We start from the raw sequence: 16,537 nt of genomic DNA, 5'->3' as shown, positions 1-16,537 counted from the left end.
GGTTGGTCTCCTGCGTCCACGGGATCGTCAGACGTAGAAGTCGAGCTCTTCCTGCTTCTTCAACAGGTCGCGCATCCGGTAGGGGTCATCACCGAAGAAGTACACCAGGCCCCAGTGCGTGCCGAACGCGGTCCTCTTGGTGACAGTCTCCTCGATCGGCCTCGAGAGGTCGTGCGACTCGTAGTAGTCGTCGTCCTCGGTCTCCTCAGGGATCTCCAGGTCGCTGACGACGCGGCGGCGCGGGTAGACACCGAAGCAGCCGGCGACCCCGGACGCGTCGACGACCTCGCGCGGGAAGAAGGCGTCGATCTCCTCCTCGGTCGTCTTCGGATCGAAGGCCAGCACCAGCGCATGGTAGGCGTTGAACCCGTAGGCCCGCTCCAGCAGTTCGAACACCTTGAAGCCCGGCGGCCGGTAGGCGACCTCGCCGAAGTACATCTCGCCGTCACTGGTGACGAAATACTCCGGGTGCACGAAGCCGAATTCGATGTCGAACGTCTTGATGAGCTTCTCGATCTGCGCTGTGATCTGCGGGCGGTACCGCTCCAGTTCCGGGGTCGCCGGCACGAACACCGAATATCCCAGCGTGACGTATTCGGAGATATTGAGGAACTTGATCTTCCCGTTGTGTACCCATGCCTCGACCGCGAACTCCCAGCCGTCGAGGTGGGATTCCATGAGGACCGGGAACTCCTCATCCGGAATCGTGTCGACGTCGTCCGGGGTGCGGATGACGCGGTGCCCGAGGCATCCTGCCTTGTCGAACGCCTTGAGATGGATCGGGTCGTTCGGGTCACCGTCCAGCTTGAGCAGGGTCTGATTGACGCGCTTGAGGAAGCGGATCACATCGTCCCGGTCGTGGGCTTCCTCGAATATTCCGACCCGGATACCGCCGAGTTGCGCGCGGCGCTTCATCAGCGCCTTGTCCCGCAGCAGCATGGCCTGACCGTACAACCGCGGGTTGTCCAGCAGAACGGAGTTGATCGCGCCGGCCCATTCAACCGTTTCCTCGAACAGCGGGATCGCGACGTCGACACCCTTGTTCTGCAGAGTCTCGGCGATTTCCATGGAGCGGTCGTTGAGCCGTTCGAAATTCCACGGCACGTAGGGAATATCGTGGTCGACGCAGTACTCCTCGGCCCACTCCGGCGCCACGACGACGTATCGCCGGTCGAACCGGTCAAGGGCTTCCACCGCATTGAGACTCCAGCCAAGAAGCGCTACATACCCCTTGTCCGGGTTCCTGGTGGCTGGTTCGACCTGTGGCATAGACAAGCTCTCCTTCGGCGCGTGCGCTCATCGACGGCGTGACTTGCGCATACCCGGCGACCTGCCGCGCAAGCTGCCTGGTTCTCGGGAGTCAGGATGTCGCCGTCAGCCCGCCATGCTCCTGCACGTTGAAGTCCGCAGACTGCCGGCCACTCTGCTGCCCCGATCCACACCCGGCCACAGGCCAGGCGGAGGATCGCCCTCGTACTGGGCGTACTCGGGCGACTCCGACAACGCAGCAGATGGGCGGGCCGGGCGTCGCGAGCCCGCGAAGATCCAAACGACGTGCCCTAGTCCGGCTGGGGAGGGCGCGGTGCCGTGATGCCGCGGTAGGCGAGGTCCGCGAGCTTGCGCTGCCCGGCCTTGCTGGGGTGGAACCAGTCCCAGCGGCTCAGTTCCGTCTTCGTGAAGCGGTAGTCGAAGACCGCGCCGCCGTCGTAGCGGCAGCGCGGCATCTTCGCGCATTCGGCTTCGAGCGCCGTGTTGTACGCGATGACCCGCTCGTGAACTCTCTGCCGCCGCTCCTCGGCCGCCGGAGTCGTCGACTTCGGGTCGCGCAGCATCGACTGGCAGATCCCCAGCCCCCAGACCTGCTCGGCGTCCTCGCGCCCCTGGGACCACAGGCGCTTCAGGTTCGGCACACTCGCCACGTACACGTACGCCTTAGGGTGCGCCTGGCGCAGCGTGGACAGTGCCTCGCGGAAGCCGGCACGGAACTCGGCTGCGGGCGTCATCTGGTCAGGAGTCGGACGGCAGGCGTCGTTCGCCCCCGCGAGTACGGTCACCAGTTCGGGATCACGCTGTGCGGCTCTTTCCATCTGTGCCGGCAGGTCCGCCATCACCGAGCCGCTGACCGCGAAGTTCCAGGAGCGGCGTGAAGGTGCGTCGTCGATGAGCCGCTGGGCCAGGCTCTCCACTGCGGAGTCGGTGCCGGTGACCCACGAGGCCTTCGCACAGTCCGCCAGCAGATTGCAGGCGTCGAAACCCTGGGTGATGGAATCGCCGACGGCGGCGATCGACGAGGGGCTGCGGTCCCAGGGCGGAGTGGGCGAAGGGGAGGGGCGTGCGGAGCCGGGGGCGCGCTGCCCCGTATCGCTCCCGCTACCACTGCCGAACGAGACCGCGACGACGAGCCCGCCGATGAGCGCAAGGGTGAAGGCGGCGAGGACCGCGAGCCGTCCACGACGGGTTATCCGGCCGCCGGCCGCCCTCTCCGGGCCCGCCCCCGGGCCTCTCTTCGGCATCTGCCCCTCGATTCCCCGCTGTTGGGCCGTCGGTCCGGCACCGGATGTCCCCGGTGCGCGGTAGCTTTACTCCGTGCTCCACTGCCGGGCTCTCCAGTGTGATGGAGGCCGGAGCGATCGTTCGGCGACAGCAGAACATTACACCGAGTCACTTCCTGTCCCTTTCAGGGAGAATTGGCGCCTATGGTGTTTACTATTCGTAACCACGGTGCTGATCGACGAAGTGACCGTGGTGCAGGATGTCAGGCGCTGACCCGGCGCATGACCGGTAGGCAGTCGAGGCACTCGGCGACGACGCCCGCCCCCTCGAACCGCACTGGAGGTCCCGGTGACGACACGTGGAGTTCTGTACGTGCACTCCGCGCCCCGCGCGTTGTGCCCGCACGTCGAATGGGCCGTGGCAGGCGTCCTCGGCACCCGGGTCAATCTCGACTGGATCAGACAGCCGGCCTCTCCCGGTACCTGGCGTGCGGAGTTCTCCTGGCAGGGCGACCCGGGTACGGCCTCGAAGCTCGCGTCCGCGCTGCGCGGCTGGCACCTGCTTCGCTTCGAAGTCACCGCCGAGCCCTGTGCAGCGGCCGAGGGCGAGCGCTACAGCTCCACCCCCGACCTCGGCATCTTCCACGCCGTCACCGGCATGCACGGAGACATCCTCGTCCCGGAGGACCGGCTGCGCGCAGCCATGGGCCGCGCCTCCCGCGGTGAGAGCGAACTCGAAGCAGAGGTCGCGAAGTTGCTGGGCAAGCCCTGGGACGACGAGCTGGAGCCCTTCCGCTACGCCGGTGAGGGCGCCCCGGTGCGCTGGCTCCACCAGGTCGTCTGACGCGCCGCAACGGCACGCTCGGTTAGCTTGCCTTCATGGCTGACCTCCCTGACATCTCCGACCGGATCTCGGTGGCCGTCCTCGGCACCGGCATCATGGGTGCCGCGATGGCCCGCAATCTCTGCCGTGCCGGTCTCGATGTGCGCGTCTGGAACCGGACCAGCGCGAAGGCGGAACCGCTGGCCGCAGACGGCGCCCGCGTCGCCGGCAGCCCGCGTGAGGCCGTCGAGGACGCCGACGTGATGCTGACGATGCTCCACGACGGGCCCGTCACCGCCGAGATCGTCCGCGCCGCCGCCCCCGGACTCCGCTCCGGCCAGGTCTGGCTGCAGTGCACCACCGCCGGAGTGGACGGCCTGCCGCCGCTGGCCGAGCTCGCCCGGGAGTACCAGCTCACCTTCGTCGATGCCCCGGTGCTCGGCACGCGGCAGCCCGCCGAAGCGGGCGAGCTGGTCGTGCTCGCCGCGGGTCCCCGGGCGGCCCGGCCGGGGCTGGCCCCGGTACTGGGGGCGGTCGGCGCACGTACCGTCTGGCTGGGCGAGGAGCCGGGCGCGGCGAGTCGGCTGAAACTGGTGTGCAACAGCTGGGTGCTGACCGTCACTCACGGTGTCGCCGAGGCGCTCGCGCTGGCGGACGGTCTGGGAGTGGATCCGCAGAGCTTCCTGGACGCGGTCGGAGGCGGCGCGCTCGACATGGGGTATCTGCGGCTGAAGGCGCAGGCCGTCCAGTCCCGTGACTTCGCTCCGAGCTTCGCCGTGGACACGGCGGAGAAGGACGCCCGCCTCGTCGTCAGCGCCGGGGCACAGGCGGGGGTGCGGCTGGACGTGGCGGCGGCGGGCGCGGAGCGTTTCCGCCGGGCCGCCGAACAGGGCCACGGCGCCGAGGACATGGCCGCTTCGTACTACGCCAGCTTCGACGAAGAGTCTGCGAGCGCTGAAGAGAAGCCCGAAGGCGGGCGTACGTAAGGGGCAGCCCCCAAGAGGGCTGCCCCTTACCGCGTGGCTGGACGGCCGGGTGGGCCCGGCGTGGCGCCGGTGTCAGACCGTACGGAAGGCCAGGACGACGTTGTGGCCGCCGAACCCGAAGGAATTGTTCAGTGCGGCGATCGTGCCCTCCGGAAGGGGACGTGCCTCGCCACCGACGATGTCGGCGTCCGCCTCCGGGTCGAGGTTGTTCAGGTTGATGGTCGGCGGAGCCGTCCGGTGCCGCAGGGCGAGGATCGAGGCGACGGTTTCGATGCCGCCCGCGCCGCCCAGCAGGTGACCTGTCATCGACTTGGTGGCGGAGATGGCCATGTGGTCCACGTCGTCGCCGAAGACCTTGCGCAGCGCCTTCAGTTCGGCGATGTCACCCAGCGGGGTCGATGTGGCGTGCGCGTTGATGTGCATGATCTCGGCGGGCTTGAGGTCGGTCTGGTCCATCAGGTTCTGGAGGGCCAGCGCGATGCCGTTGCCGCTGGGCTCCGGCTGCGTGATGTGGTGGCTGTCGGCCGAGATGCCCTGGCCGATGGCCTCGGCGTAGATCTTGGCCCCGCGCTTCTTCGCGTGCTCCGCCGACTCCAGCACGATGACGCCCGCGCCCTCGCCCATCACGAAGCCGTTTCGGTCGACGTCGTAGGGGCGTGAGGCTCCCTCGGGATTCTCGTTGTCCTTCGACATCGCCATCATGTTGCCGAAGGCGGCGATCGGCAGGGGGTGTATGGCCGCCTCGGTGCCTCCGGCGACGACGACGTCGGCACGGCCCGTGCGGATCATCTCCACGGCGTAACCGATCGCCTCGGAGCCCGACGCGCAGGCGCTGACCGGCGTGTGCACACCCGCGCGCGCGTTGACCTCCAGACCGACGTTGGCGCTGGGGCTGTTCGGCATCAGCATCGGGACCGTGTGCGGTGAGACGCGGCGGACGCCCTTCTCCCGCAGCACGTCGTACTGGCCGAGCAGCGTGGTGACGCCGCCGATGCCGGAGGCGATGACGGCCCCCAGGCGGTCGGGGGAGAGCTCGGCCTCCTCGCCCGCCCTGCCCGAGTAACCGGCGTCCGCCCACGCCTCACGGGCCGCGACCAGCGCGAACTGCGCCGAGCGGTCCAGCTTGCGTGCCTGCGGGCGCGGGATGGTCTCGGTGGGCTCCACCGCGATCTCGGCGGCGATGCGGACGGGAAGTTCCGCCGCCCAGTCGTGGGTGAGAGGGCCGACACCGGAACGTCCGGCGAGCAGACCTTCCCACGTCGATGCGCTGTCGCCACCCAGCGGTGTGGTTGCGCCGATACCGGTGACGACCACGGAGTGATGGGTCGTATTCACTGGATTCCTGTCTCCACTGGTAGAGGTGAGCTGTGCGGACCACCCCACCCGCGCCCCGAGGGGTCTCCGCGAGGCGCGTGGCGGGTGGCGACAAACGCGAGAGCGGTTGTCTCAGTCCTGGTGCTTGAGGATGTAGTCGGTCGCGTCGCCGACGGTCTTGAGGTCCTTCACGTCGTCGTCCGGGATCTTGACGCCGAAGCGCTCCTCAGCGGCGACGACCACCTCGACCATGGACAGCGAGTCGACGTCCAGGTCGTCGGTGAAGGACTTGTCCCGCTGGACGTCCTCGGTGGGGATACCGGCGATCTCGTTCACGATCTCGGCGAGACCCGCGACGATCTCTTCCTGCGTGGCGGCCATGTCGGCGCTCCTTCGGTGCTTTCGACGTTCGGTTCGGTCTTCTGCGATCCCTGCGAGGTGTCCCGCAAGGTGTGTCTTGTGCGGTCTCACACGGTGCGTACGGCGCTGTACGGATGTGTGGATCTTGCCTAGGGGAGGGTAACGACCGTTGCTGCGTAGACGAGACCTGCCCCGAAGCCGATGACGAGCGCTGTGTCGCCGCTCTTCGCTTGCCCGGTCGCCAGCAGCCGCTCCATAGCGAGCGGGATCGAGGCGGCCGAGGTGTTGCCGGTTGTCTCCACGTCACGCGCGACCGTGACGTGCTCCGGCAGTTTGAGGGCCTTCACCATCGAGTCGATGATCCGCATGTTGGCCTGGTGCGGGATGAAGACGTCCAGGTCCGCCGGTGCGATCCCGGCGGCGTCGAGGGCCTGCTGGGCGACCTTCGCCATCTCGTAGACGGCCCAGCGGAAGACGGCCTGGCCCTCCTGGCGGATGGCGGGGAACTTCTCGACCTCGCCGTCGCGGTAGGCGTCCCAGGAGACCGTCTGGCTGATGACGTCGGCCTTGTCGCCCTCCGAACCCCAGATGCTCGGGCCGATGCCCGGTTCCGACGCCGGGCCGACGACGACGGCGCCCGCGCCGTCCCCGAAGAGGAACGCGGTGGAGCGGTCCGTCAGGTCGGTCAGGTCCGAGAGGCGTTCGGCGCCCACCACGACGACGTACTCGGCGCTGCCGTCCGCGATCAGGCCCTTCGCGAGAGTGAGCCCGTAACCGAAGCCTGCGCAGCCCGCGTTGATGTCGAAGGCGGCGGCCTTGCCGGCCCCCATCCGGTCGGTGATCTCGGTGGCGATCGAAGGGGTCTGCTTGAAGTGCGAGACGGTCGAGATGATCACGGCCCCGACCTGCTGCGGCGTGATGCCCGCGTCGGCGACGGCCTTGCCCGCCGCGTGGAGCGACATCTCGGCCACCGTCTCGTCGGGCCCGGCCCAGTGGCGGCTCGCGATGCCGGAGCGCGAGCGGATCCACTCGTCGGACGAGTCGATGTGCTTGAGGATCTCTTCGTTCGGCACGATCCGGGTCGGGCGGTAGCCGCCCACGCCGAGGATGCGTGAGTACGGGGACCCCTTGGCGGGCTTGATCTTCGCGGTCATGCTCTCGAGCTCCTTGTGGCTCAGGCGGTCTGCGTGTGCTCGGCGATCAGCTCGCGCGCCGCGTCGAGATCATCGGGTGTCTTCAGCGCCAGGGTGCGTACGCCGGGGAGGCTGCGCTTTGCCAGCCCCGTGAGGGTGCCGCCGGGGCAGAGCTCGATCAGGGCGGTCACACCGAGCTGCCGGAAGGTCTCCGTGCACAGGTCCCACCGCACGGAGGCGGAGATCTGGCCGACCAGCCGCTGAACGATCTTCCGGCCGTCGGTGACTGCGGTGCCGTCCAGGTTCGAGACGCAGGGCAGCGTGGGGTCGTGGACCTCGGTGTCCTCGACCGCACGGGCGAGAACGTCCACCGCCGGTGCCATGTGCTCGGTGTGGAAGGCGCCGGCGACCTTCAGCGGGATGACCCGTGCCTTCTCCGGCTTGTCCGCCGCGAGGTCCGCCAGCTGTTCGGCGGTGCCGGCCGCGACGATCTGGCCGGCGCCGTTCATGTTGGCGGGGGTCAGGCCGAGCTTGTCCAAGTGCGCCACCACCGCGTCCGGTTCGCCGCCGAGCACGGCGGACATGCCGGTGTCGGTGACCGCGGCGGCCTCAGCCATGGCGGTGCCCCGCGCCCGTACGAGCGCCATGGTGTCGGTCGCGGAGAGGACGCCCGCGATGGAGGCCGCGGCCAGTTCGCCCACGCTGTGCCCGGCCACGGCGCCGAACAGCCGGGCCGGATCGCGGCCCTTCAGCAACTCCCCGGCCGAGACCAGGCTCGTGGCCACGAGGAGCGGCTGGGCGACCGCGGTGTCGCGGATCTCCTCCGCGTCGGCCGCGGTGCCGTAGTGGACGAGATCCATGCCGATGGCGGCCGACCACTCCGCGATCCTGTCGGTGACGCCGGGGAGTTCGAGCCAGGGGGTCAATAGGCCAGGCTTCTGGGCGCCTTGGCCGGGAGCGACGAGTACGAGCACTCTTTCACTCTCCCTTGTCGGGCATGGTCCGCGCCGGTACGGAGCGGTACGAAGAACACGGAGGCAAATTGTCGAGCCTCGACAAAAGACGCCTTCCGGCGCTACGGCTGGCTCTCGAAGTCCGTGAGACGCCCCAGAATCAGAGCGATACGGAGCGTGAAGGCCGAGCGTACGTCGGACGGGGACCATCCGGTGACGTCCGTCACACGTCGCAGCCGGTAGCGGACGGTGTTGGGGTGGACGAAGAGCATTCGCGCCGCGCCTTCGAGGCTGCTCGCCTGTTCGAGATAGACGCTCAGAGTCTCCAGGAGTGCCGAGCCCGCCTCTTCCAGCGGTCTGTAGATCTCCTCCACCAAGAGGTCGCGCGCAGTGGGGTCGCCGGCCATCGCGCGCTCCGGCAGCAGATCGTCCGCGAGGACCGGACGGGGAGCGTCCTGCCACGCTGCGCAAGCGCGCAGACCGGCCGCCGCCGCCTGTGCCGAGCGGGTCGCCGACAGCAGGTCCCCGACGACCGGCCCCGCCACCACCGGCCCTGGCGCGAAAGGCCCGATGAGGGACTTCGCCGCACGCAGCGGATCGTCGGAACCGCCGGCGACGACGACCAGGCGGTTGCCCAGCACGCCGGTGAGGACCTGCAACTTCGCGTGCCGCGCGGCCCGTCGTATGGCTTCGACCGTCAACTCGCTGTCCCCGTCCGGCGCTGTACCGAGGACGACCGCGACGTGCTCCGGGGCGTTCCAGCCGAGCGCGGCCGCGCGGGAGACCGCACCCTCGTCGGCCTCGCCCGAGAGCACGGCGTTGACCACGAGGGATTCGAGCCTGGCGTCCCAGGCGCCGCGTGCCTCGGCGGCCTGCGCGTAGACCTGCGCGGTGGCGAAGGCGATCTCCCGTGCGTAGACGAGGAGTGCCTCACGCAGCACCGACTCGTCGCCGGGAGCTGCGACCTCGTCGATCGCGGCCTCGACGACCTCGATCGTCGTGCGCACCATCTCCACGGTCTGGCGGAGCGTGATGGCGCGCGTCAGTTCGCGCGGTGCGGTGCCGAACACGTCGGTGCTGATGGCCTGCGGGGTCTCGGGGTGCCGGAACCACTCGGTGAACGCCGCGATGCCTGCCTGGGCGACGAGTCCGATCCAGGAGCGGTTCTCCGGCGGCATCGCGCGATACCACGGCAACTGCTCGTCCATGCGTGTGATCGCGTTGGCGGCGAGCTTGCCGGAGGACTGCTCGAGGCGTCGCAGCGTCGCGCTGTGCGGGTGCTCGGCCGGTTCCGGGCGGTCGTCGTTCGGCGGGTTCGCGGAGGGATCTGTGGATTCGGGCACGTGCCAAGCCTGCCTCATCGGACGAGGGGCGTGGGGCCGGGGGCGCTCGTGCGCAGCACGGGGACGTCTACCGTGGGTTCATGCTTCACGTGTGGCGGGCGGAGGACCGGTATCGGGGCGGCGACGCGGAGGCGGGGATCGACACCCGGCACGCGTTCTCCTTCTCGGGCTTCTACGACCCCGACAACGTCGGCTTCGGACAACTGGTCGCCTGCAACGAGGAACGGCTCTCGCCCGGTGCGGGATTCGCCGAACACCCCCACAGGGACGTCGAGATCGTCACGTGGGTCGTCGAGGGCGAACTGGAGCACCGCGACTCCACGGGCAGGTCCTCGCTCGTGCGCGCGGGGGACGTACAACGGCTGGGCGCCGGCAGCGGCGTGCGGCACACCGAACGCAACGCCGGGCAGGGCCCGCTGCGCTTCGTGCAGATGTGGCTCGTCCCGGGCACCGCCGGCCAGGACACCGGCTCTCCGGAGGACGGCGGCAGGCAGGAGTACGAACCGGAGTACGAGGTGGTGCACGGCATCGCGGACGGCACGCCCTTCGCGGTGCCGCGTACGGAGGCGGTGCTGCACGTTCGGCGGCTGGCGGAGGGGGAGCGTACGGCCGTTCCCGAAGCCGCCTGGGTGTACCTCCACGTGGTGCGCGGAACGGCCGAGTTGACGGGTGGAGGTGCCGGGGATCGCGGCACCCCCGGAGCCCGGGCCGCGGCCGGGGCCGTCTCTGCCGGTTCGGACGGCGAGAGCGGCCCGGCGCACCGGCTCGGGGAGAGTGACGCGGCACGGATCACCGACGCCCGTGATCTGGAGGCGCGGGGCGCGGGCGGTCCTGTGGAACTGCTGATGTGGGAGATGCACGCGGAGCCCGGCTACGGGTGAGGTGCCACGCGTTCAGTGGAACGGGCTCCTGCGGCCGGCTCGCACGGACAGTGAACATTGGCCAGGAGACTGCGCCTGTAGGACCACTGACCGTGTGGCCGTACGGTCAGCTCAACCGGCGCGCCGCTCGCGCAGTTCGGCGAGCACCGCGTCGGTGAACTGCGGCCACGCCTCGACGGCCCACTGCCCGAAGTCCCTGTCGGTCAGGGCGACGCAGGCCGCGTCCGCCTCCGGGTCCACCCACAGGAACGTGCCCGACTGCCCGAAGTGGCCGAAGGTGCGGGGCGAGGACGAAGCACCCGTCCAGTGCGGGGACTTGCCGTCCCTGATCTCGAAGCCCAGTCCCCAGTCGTTCGGCGACTGGCCTCCGTAGCCCGGCAGTACGCCCCTGAGTCCGGGGAAGGCCACCGTGGTCGCGTCCCGGAGGGTCTGCGGCGAGAGCAGGCGAGGGGAGAGCAGTTCGGCGGCGAAGCGGGTGAGGTCGCCGACAGTGGAGAGGGCGTCCTTCGCCGGGGAGCCCGGCAGCTCCGTCGAGGTCATGCCCAGTGGTTCGAGGACCGCCTCGTGCAGGTACTGCGGAAAGGGGATCTCGGTGACCTTGGCGAGGTGGTCGCCGAGCGCCTCGAAGCCGGCGTTGGAGTAGAGGCGCCGGGTGCCCGGCTCGGCCATGGGGCGGTCTTCGTCGAACGCCAGGCCGGAGGTGTGCGCCAGCAGGTGCCGGACGGTCGAACCGGCGGGACCTGCCGGCTCGTCGAGTTCCACCGCCCCCTCCTCGACGGCTATCAGCGTCGCGTAGGCGGTGAGCGGCTTCGTGACGGAGGCGAGCGGGAAGCGGTGGTCTGCCGGTCCGTGGCTGCCGGCGACGACAGGCCGCGCCGCGCCGCGGGAGGTCTTGCCGTCCTCTGCTGCTCCGGAGCCGTCCGCCTGTGCGACGACTGCGGCCGCAGCGGTCGGCACCGGCCAGTTCTCGATCATCCGCAGGCTGTCCATGGCCCCCGAGCGTAACGCGAGCCGACGCGCCGGAATTTCTGGCTTGCTTGGAGTGCACTCGAAGTCCGTAGCGTTCACTTATGACTGTGACGGAGACGGAGACCGATACAGCGGACGAGACAGTCGAACCGGACGTGTGCGCTTCCGTGGAGGCGCCCCGCCTCCGGCCGGGCGGGCAGGACCACTACACAATCAGCGAGGTCGCGGCGGTGTGCGGGCTGAGCGCGCACACACTGCGGTGGTACGAGCGGATCGGCCTGATGCCGCATGTGGACAGGTCGCACACGGGGCAGCGGCGCTTCACCGACAAGGACCTCGACTGGCTCGGCCTGGTCGCGAAACTGCGGCTGACGGGCATGCCCGTCGCGGACATGGTCCGGTACGCGGAACTCGTCCGCGAGGGCGAGCACACCTTCCCGGAGCGGCACGCGCTCCTGGTCGCGACGCGTGAGGACGTACGCCGCCGGATCTCGGAACTCCGGGACACCCTCGCCGTACTCGACTACAAGATCGACATGTATGCGGCACTTCGGCCGTCGGAGAAGACTGAGAGGACCGCATGAGCACGGACTCGCACGGCAGTGAAAAGATCACCACGGTACGCCTCGGAGCTCAGGGGCCCGAGACAGGCGTCCAGGGCCTGGGCTGCATGGGCATGAGCTTCGCGTACGGACCCACCGACACCGACGAGGCACGGGCGACTCTGGAGCGGGCGCTGGAGCTCGGGGTCACTCTGTACGACACCGCTGACATGTACGGAGCGGGGGAGAACGAGAAGTTCATCTCGCCCTTCGTACGCGCACACCGCGACGAGATCACGCTGGCGACCAAGTTCGCCATCAGCCTGGACCCGTCCGACCCCACGAAGCGGTTCATCCGCAACGACCGTCCGTACGTGCGGCAGTGCGTGGAGGCCAGCCTGCGGCGGCTCGGCGTCGAGGAGATCGACCTCTACTACATGCACCGCCGCGACGTGGACGTCCCCATCGAGGAGAGCGTCGGTGCGATGGCCGAGCTGGTGACGGAGGGCAAGGTCAGGCACCTGGGCCTGAGCGAGGTCACGGCCGGTGAACTGCGGGCCGCGCAGGCCGTCCATCCCATCGCGGCACTCCAGTCGGAGTGGTCGCTCTTCAGCCGTGACGTCGAGGACGGTGTCGTGGACGCGGCACGTGAACTGGGCGTCGCCTTCGTGCCGTACTCGCCGCTCGGCCGCGGGTTCCTCACGGGGGCCTTCGCCAATGCCGAGAAGGATCTCACTGGCGACGACTTCCGGCGGCAGCAGCCGCGTTTCACCGGGGAGAACGCAAGTGCCAACGCGGCACTGCTGGATCCGGTGCGGCAGGTCGCGGACGCGCATGGTGCGACGCTCGGACAGATCGCTCTGGCGTGGGTGCACCAGCAGGCACGGCTGCGGGAGGGTCTGACTGTCGTACCGATCCCGGGGACCCGCAAGCGGAGCCGGGTGGAGGAGAACACAGCCGCCACGCGCATCGAACTGTCCGCGGACGAACTGGCGTTGCTGGAGCCCATCGCGGCACGGGTCGCGGGCGACCGGTACGCCGACATGTCGTTCACGTCGGCCGGGCGGCAGTGACGCTCCGCGCGCACTGCCGTGATCCGTCCGCGCAGTGCACGGCGTCGTACGAACCGAGCGTGATCGCCGCGAAGTTGGCGCCCGAGTCGGTGCCCGGCTCCAGATAGCCCGCGTGACCCTCTGCGCGGTCGGAGGAGACCACGCGGGCGCCGAAGCCGTCGCCGGCCGGGTCGGCACCGTGGCCGAGGCCGAACAGCTGGACGTTCGGAATCCGGCCTATCCAGTCGGCTGCGTCACGGGCCGCCCAGACAGGCACGCGGGTACCGAGGTCGCCGGCCGAACCCGCGTGCATGCCGGGGGAGCCGAAGACGATCATGTCCGATGCGTCGTTCCTGGTCAGATCCCCCGCAGCCTTGCCGCACACGACGGAGCCGTAACTGTGGCAGAGCAGCGCGGGCGCCGGCGCGCCCGTCCGGGACAGACCGTGCAGGAACCGTTCCAGACGGGGCGCGCCCGCGTCGGCGAGACGCGCGGTGGCCGCATCGGGCCCGAGCCCGACAGGGGTCGTGTAACCGACCCAGGCGATGACGGCTGTGCGTGTGCCGGGCGCGGCCTTCTGCATCTGTGACCGCAGCGACGTGGCCATGCCGGAGGGTGTGCCGTACCGGTCGGGGCCCTTTCGGTCGAAGGTCTGCAGGTCGATGTCGGAGCCCGGCACGATCACCGCGGTGCGTTCGGCCGCGGCCAGGTCCCCGTGGACCTCCGCCACCTGGCCGCGGCCACGCGGGTCGAAGGCGAGGATCTGCCGCTCGGGGCCGAGGAGCCGGGCGTACCGGGCCGCCTTCTGCCGGGCGTGAGCGTGGTCCTCCAGCGTGAGCGCGGGGTCAGTCGCACGGGAGCGCTGACGGGCCGACTCCGCACGCAGAGCGAGACGGTTGGCTGCGTAGCGCAGTGCGACGGGCGCACCGTCGAGATTGCCCACGACGAGCGGATGCCGACGGGCCAGAGCCTGTCGCTGTACGGGGCCGAGGTCGGCGAAGAACGAGGCGATCTGCCCCGGACGCGCCGTTGCGGGGTCGGGGAGCGGGCGTCCGACCGTGCTGCCGTCCGCCCGCCAGGAAGCCGCTCCCGGGGGCGGTCCGGTCACGGCGCTCTGCTGCGACCCCGCTGCCCAGCCGGCGGTGGCTGCGACGACTGTGCCGACGAGCGCGGCAGCGGTCAGGGCCCTCTTGAGGCGACGCTTCATCCCGGTTCTCCCTCCGGCGGCTGCCGGAGGACCCGGCGGCTCGGTGGGAGCAGATTCGGGCGGGGGTCTGCGTCACTGCGTCACACCGTGGAGCCAACTCGCGGGCAGTACCCGGGTAGTGGGCCGGTGGGTGTGCCCTCCCCAGGGAGGAGGGGACACGGTCTCCGCAGGGCCTGCGGGGGTGGTAGGACGATCAGCCCTCACCGGGGGAGACGAGTCCCGACTCGTAGGCGAAGATCACGGCCTGTGCGCGGTCCCGCAGATGCAGTTTGGTGAAGATGCGGCTCACGTGCGTCTTCACGGTCTGCTCGGCGAGGACGAGGGCGTCGGCGATCTCACTGTTCGAACGTCCCCGTGCCACCAGCTCCAGAACCTCGGTCTCCCTGTCGGTCAGCCCGTTCAACTGCAGGCCCCGGGACGTCGCTTGGGGGACGGGCCGTTGACGGGCGAAGTCGGCGATGAGCCGCCGCGTCACCGAGGGCGCCAGCAGAGCCTCGCCCTCCGCCACGACGCGTACGGCAGCGATCAGATCTGCGGGCGGAGCGTCCTTGAGGAGGAATCCGCTGGCGCCCGCGCGCAGCGCCTCGTAGACGTAGTCGTCGACGTCGAACGTGGTCAGCATCAGAACCTTGGGACGGTGTGCGGTGCCACCCTCCGTGCCGGGGCTCAGGATCTTCCTGGCGGCCTCGAGCCCGTCCATCTCCGGCATGCGGACGTCCATGAGCACCACATCGGGGTGCGTACGGCCGCACAGCTCGACGCCCTGTGCTCCGTCCGCGGCCTCGCCCACCACGTCGATGTCCGGCTGCGCGGCGAGGAGGGCGGCGAAGCCCGCCCGCACCATGGCCTGGTCGTCGACGATGATCACACGGGTGGTCATGAGGGTGAGGGGTCCTTCCCGGTCAGGGGCGCTGGAAGCACGGGGAGCCCGGCGGCCACACGGAAACCGCCGTCGGGGAGCGGGCCGACGTCGAGGGTGCCCCCGACGAGCCGTACGCGCTCGCGCATGCCGACCAGGCCGTGCCCCGTGCCGGTGGTCTCCAGGGGCGGTCCGGCCGGCTGGGGCGCCGGGCCGTTGACGACCAGCACGGTGAGGGTGGAGGGGGTTCCGTCCAGATGTCCGTGCGGGGGGTTTCCGGCCTCCACGCTTCCGGCCTTGCCGATTCCGGTGCTCCTGTTGCTCCTGCCGCTCCGCGTGTCGTCCTCCCCCGCACCTCTCACGAACACGTGCGCTGACGCACCCGGCGCGTGCCGGACGACGTTGGCGAGCGCCTCCTGCACGATGCGGTACGCGGACAGCTGTACTGCCTGCGGCAACCCGGACAGCTCCGGTGCCACCGACAGTTCGGTCGGCACCCCTGCCCGTACCGTCGCCTCCACCAGTTGACCGAGGCGGTCGAGCCCCGGCTGCGGCGCGCGCTCTCCATTGTTCTCCTCGCTGCGCAGCACGCCCAGCAGACGGCGCATCTCGGACAGCGACTCGCGCGCGGTGGCGGCGATGGAGTCGAACTCCTCCCGCGCGGCGGGCGGCAGTCCGCTCAGCCGGTATGGGGCGCTGTCCGCCTGGACCGTGATGACGGACATGTGGTGAGCGACGACGTCGTGCAGTTCGCGTGCGATACGCGCACGCTCCTCCAGCAGCGTGCGACGGGCCCGCTCCGCTTCGCTGATCGTCTCCTGTTCGGCGAGCCGCCGCTGGGCGTCGGCCCGTTCGCGCATGGCGGCGCCCAGCAGCAGGATGATCCCGCTGAGGACGATGAGCAGGACGTTCGTGCCGTCGCTGCGGTCCTGCGCCAAGAAGCCGAGAACGAGCGACAGTACGAGCGTGACTGTCCAGACGGCGATCAGGGTGCTGCGGCGCTCGCGCAGCGCCAGCGCCAGACACAGCACCAGATAGCCGACGATCACCGTCGCCGGCCACGGCCAGGAGTCCTCGGTCGGCGGGGTGAACAGCACGAGCAGCGCGCCGGCGGTGTCGGCGGTGATCACGACCCACCAGGCCTGCAGCGGGCGGGTCACAGCAAGCAGCAGGGGCCCGGCCTGGGCGAAGGCCAGCGACGTCGCCACCGCACCCGGCAGGCCGTAGTCCTCCGAGAGCACGTTCGTCGTGACCGGAATCAGCAGGACGACCAGCGCAGCGGTGAGCACGTGGGCCAGCCGCCGCCTGACCACTCCGGAACGCAGCACAGGCGGGGCGTCCCCGGAGTGCACAGGTGTCGTCAGAGCCGCAGCGAACGAGCGCAGCCCGCGCAGCGCCGTCTGCACAGTCCGGGACGGCTGCTGTCCGGACGGCTCGCGGGACGGTCCGGAGGACGGCTCGGCAGCCGGCGGGTCAGGCGGGGAGGAGGACATCGCGCGCTCAGATTAGGGGCGGGGGGCGGCCGGTACGTCATACGGCAGTACCGGATGTACCCCCTACGGCAGTAGGGCGGGGCAGGTTGCCCGCGACTGATCGCACAGTGTCTGCGGACGCTCGGCCTGT

Annotated in this window: 16 protein-coding genes; 5 read left to right on the top strand and 11 right to left on the bottom strand. The window is 70.0% G+C overall.

What is annotated here, in order from left to right; genetic code table 11:
• Positions 1-27: 27 nt before the first annotated feature.
• Positions 28-1,269 (bottom strand): ATP-grasp domain-containing protein, encoded by a 1,242-nt coding sequence (locus tag ACFPA8_RS03115; protein WP_386441845.1) that lies wholly within the window; start codon positions 1,267-1,269, stop codon positions 28-30.
• Positions 1,270-1,559: 290 nt separating this feature from the next.
• On the bottom strand, positions 1,560-2,513 hold the full coding sequence (locus ACFPA8_RS03110; protein WP_386441843.1) for an SGNH/GDSL hydrolase family protein: 954 nt from the start codon (positions 2,511-2,513) through the stop codon (positions 1,560-1,562).
• Between the two features lie 328 nt (positions 2,514-2,841).
• Here ACFPA8_RS03110 and ACFPA8_RS03105 point away from each other — a divergent pair, with 328 nt between their 5' ends.
• Both ACFPA8_RS03105 and ACFPA8_RS03100 read left to right on the top strand, forming a co-directional pair.
• Positions 2,842-3,336, top strand: coding sequence for a DUF3145 domain-containing protein (locus ACFPA8_RS03105; protein WP_386441840.1), 495 nt, complete (start codon positions 2,842-2,844; stop codon positions 3,334-3,336).
• Positions 3,337-3,389: 53 nt separating this feature from the next.
• Positions 3,390-4,301 carry an NAD(P)-dependent oxidoreductase gene (locus ACFPA8_RS03100; RefSeq protein WP_386442799.1) on the top strand — a complete coding sequence of 304 codons (912 nt, stop codon included), beginning with the start codon at positions 3,390-3,392 and terminating at the stop codon, positions 4,299-4,301.
• A gap of 72 nt (positions 4,302-4,373) precedes the next feature.
• On the opposite strand, the gene fabF is transcribed toward ACFPA8_RS03100, so the two are convergent.
• From fabF to ACFPA8_RS03075, 5 genes are all read right to left on the bottom strand, one after another.
• The gene (gene fabF, locus ACFPA8_RS03095; protein ID WP_386441837.1) at positions 4,374-5,636 is read right to left on the bottom strand and encodes a beta-ketoacyl-ACP synthase II; all 1,263 of its coding nucleotides are present in this window, start codon (positions 5,634-5,636) and stop codon (positions 4,374-4,376) included.
• 111 nt (positions 5,637-5,747) lie between these two features.
• Positions 5,748-5,996 (bottom strand): acyl carrier protein, encoded by a 249-nt coding sequence (locus ACFPA8_RS03090; RefSeq protein WP_386441834.1) that lies wholly within the window; start codon positions 5,994-5,996, stop codon positions 5,748-5,750.
• Between the two features lie 128 nt (positions 5,997-6,124).
• Positions 6,125-7,129 carry a ketoacyl-ACP synthase III gene (locus ACFPA8_RS03085; RefSeq protein ID WP_386441832.1) on the bottom strand — a complete coding sequence of 335 codons (1,005 nt, stop codon included), beginning with the start codon at positions 7,127-7,129 and terminating at the stop codon, positions 6,125-6,127.
• 20 nt (positions 7,130-7,149) lie between these two features.
• A complete protein-coding gene (locus ACFPA8_RS03080) occupies positions 7,150-8,082 on the bottom strand; it encodes an ACP S-malonyltransferase (protein WP_386441829.1) in 933 nt (310 codons plus the stop codon).
• Positions 8,083-8,183: 101 nt separating this feature from the next.
• Positions 8,184-9,404 (bottom strand): PucR family transcriptional regulator, encoded by a 1,221-nt coding sequence (locus ACFPA8_RS03075; protein ID WP_386441826.1) that lies wholly within the window; start codon positions 9,402-9,404, stop codon positions 8,184-8,186.
• An 80-nt stretch (positions 9,405-9,484) separates the two neighbouring features.
• Between ACFPA8_RS03075 and ACFPA8_RS03070 the strand changes: the two genes are divergently transcribed.
• Positions 9,485-10,285: a pirin family protein gene (locus ACFPA8_RS03070; protein WP_386441823.1), complete on the top strand. Its 801-nt coding sequence runs from the start codon at positions 9,485-9,487 to the stop codon at positions 10,283-10,285.
• 111 nt (positions 10,286-10,396) lie between these two features.
• Here ACFPA8_RS03070 and ACFPA8_RS03065 read toward each other — a convergent pair whose 3' ends face one another.
• The gene (locus tag ACFPA8_RS03065; RefSeq protein WP_386441820.1) at positions 10,397-11,275 is read right to left on the bottom strand and encodes a serine hydrolase domain-containing protein; all 879 of its coding nucleotides are present in this window, start codon (positions 11,273-11,275) and stop codon (positions 10,397-10,399) included.
• Between the two features lie 80 nt (positions 11,276-11,355).
• Between ACFPA8_RS03065 and ACFPA8_RS03060 the strand changes: the two genes are divergently transcribed.
• Both ACFPA8_RS03060 and ACFPA8_RS03055 read left to right on the top strand, forming a co-directional pair.
• Positions 11,356-11,838 (top strand): MerR family transcriptional regulator, encoded by a 483-nt coding sequence (locus ACFPA8_RS03060; protein ID WP_386441818.1) that lies wholly within the window; start codon positions 11,356-11,358, stop codon positions 11,836-11,838.
• Complete coding sequence (locus ACFPA8_RS03055; protein ID WP_386441815.1) at positions 11,835-12,869, top strand: aldo/keto reductase; 1,035 nt, start codon at positions 11,835-11,837, stop codon at positions 12,867-12,869. Before ACFPA8_RS03060 ends, ACFPA8_RS03055 begins: the two co-directional genes overlap by 4 nt.
• Here ACFPA8_RS03055 and ACFPA8_RS03050 read toward each other — a convergent pair.
• The 3 genes from ACFPA8_RS03050 to ACFPA8_RS03040 form a co-directional block, all read right to left on the bottom strand.
• Positions 12,847-14,055 carry an alpha/beta hydrolase gene (locus ACFPA8_RS03050; RefSeq protein ID WP_386441813.1) on the bottom strand — a complete coding sequence of 403 codons (1,209 nt, stop codon included), beginning with the start codon at positions 14,053-14,055 and terminating at the stop codon, positions 12,847-12,849. The genes ACFPA8_RS03055 and ACFPA8_RS03050 overlap by 23 nt on opposite strands.
• Before the next feature lie 193 nt (positions 14,056-14,248).
• Complete coding sequence (locus ACFPA8_RS03045; RefSeq protein ID WP_386441810.1) at positions 14,249-14,935, bottom strand: response regulator; 687 nt, start codon at positions 14,933-14,935, stop codon at positions 14,249-14,251.
• Positions 14,932-16,407, bottom strand: a complete 1,476-nt coding sequence (locus ACFPA8_RS03040) for a sensor histidine kinase (protein ID WP_386441807.1) — start codon at positions 16,405-16,407, stop codon at positions 14,932-14,934. Before ACFPA8_RS03040 ends, ACFPA8_RS03045 begins: the two co-directional genes overlap by 4 nt.
• Positions 16,408-16,537: the final 130 nt, after the last annotated feature.

The organism is Streptomyces ovatisporus (genome assembly GCF_042653885.1).
GTDB classification, from domain to species: Bacteria; Actinomycetota; Actinomycetes; order Streptomycetales; family Streptomycetaceae; genus Streptomyces; species Streptomyces ovatisporus.
The sequence above is the reverse complement of the archived record's forward strand: the minus strand, read 5'-3'. Positions and strand labels throughout refer to the sequence as shown.

What these genes read in the sequence shown, in the direction of transcription:
- ACFPA8_RS03090 (WP_386441834.1), bottom strand. Translation starts at nt 5,996, where the DNA reads ATGGCCGCCACGCAGGAAGAGATCGTCGCGGGTCTCGCCGAGATCGTG.
- ACFPA8_RS03040 (WP_386441807.1), bottom strand. Translation starts at nt 16,407, where the DNA reads ATGTCCTCCTCCCCGCCTGACCCGCCGGCTGCCGAGCCGTCCTCCGGA.
- ACFPA8_RS03065 (WP_386441820.1), bottom strand. Translation starts at nt 11,275, where the DNA reads ATGGACAGCCTGCGGATGATCGAGAACTGGCCGGTGCCGACCGCTGCG.
- ACFPA8_RS03045 (WP_386441810.1), bottom strand. Translation starts at nt 14,935, where the DNA reads ATGACCACCCGTGTGATCATCGTCGACGACCAGGCCATGGTGCGGGCG.
- ACFPA8_RS03070 (WP_386441823.1), top strand. Translation starts at nt 9,485, where the DNA reads ATGCTTCACGTGTGGCGGGCGGAGGACCGGTATCGGGGCGGCGACGCG.
- ACFPA8_RS03085 (WP_386441832.1), bottom strand. Translation starts at nt 7,129, where the DNA reads ATGACCGCGAAGATCAAGCCCGCCAAGGGGTCCCCGTACTCACGCATC.
- ACFPA8_RS03115 (WP_386441845.1), bottom strand. Translation starts at nt 1,269, where the DNA reads ATGCCACAGGTCGAACCAGCCACCAGGAACCCGGACAAGGGGTATGTA.
- ACFPA8_RS03050 (WP_386441813.1), bottom strand. Translation starts at nt 14,055, where the DNA reads ATGAAGCGTCGCCTCAAGAGGGCCCTGACCGCTGCCGCGCTCGTCGGC.
- ACFPA8_RS03060 (WP_386441818.1), top strand. Translation starts at nt 11,356, where the DNA reads ATGACTGTGACGGAGACGGAGACCGATACAGCGGACGAGACAGTCGAA.
- ACFPA8_RS03055 (WP_386441815.1), top strand. Translation starts at nt 11,835, where the DNA reads ATGAGCACGGACTCGCACGGCAGTGAAAAGATCACCACGGTACGCCTC.
- ACFPA8_RS03110 (WP_386441843.1), bottom strand. Translation starts at nt 2,513, where the DNA reads ATGCCGAAGAGAGGCCCGGGGGCGGGCCCGGAGAGGGCGGCCGGCGGC.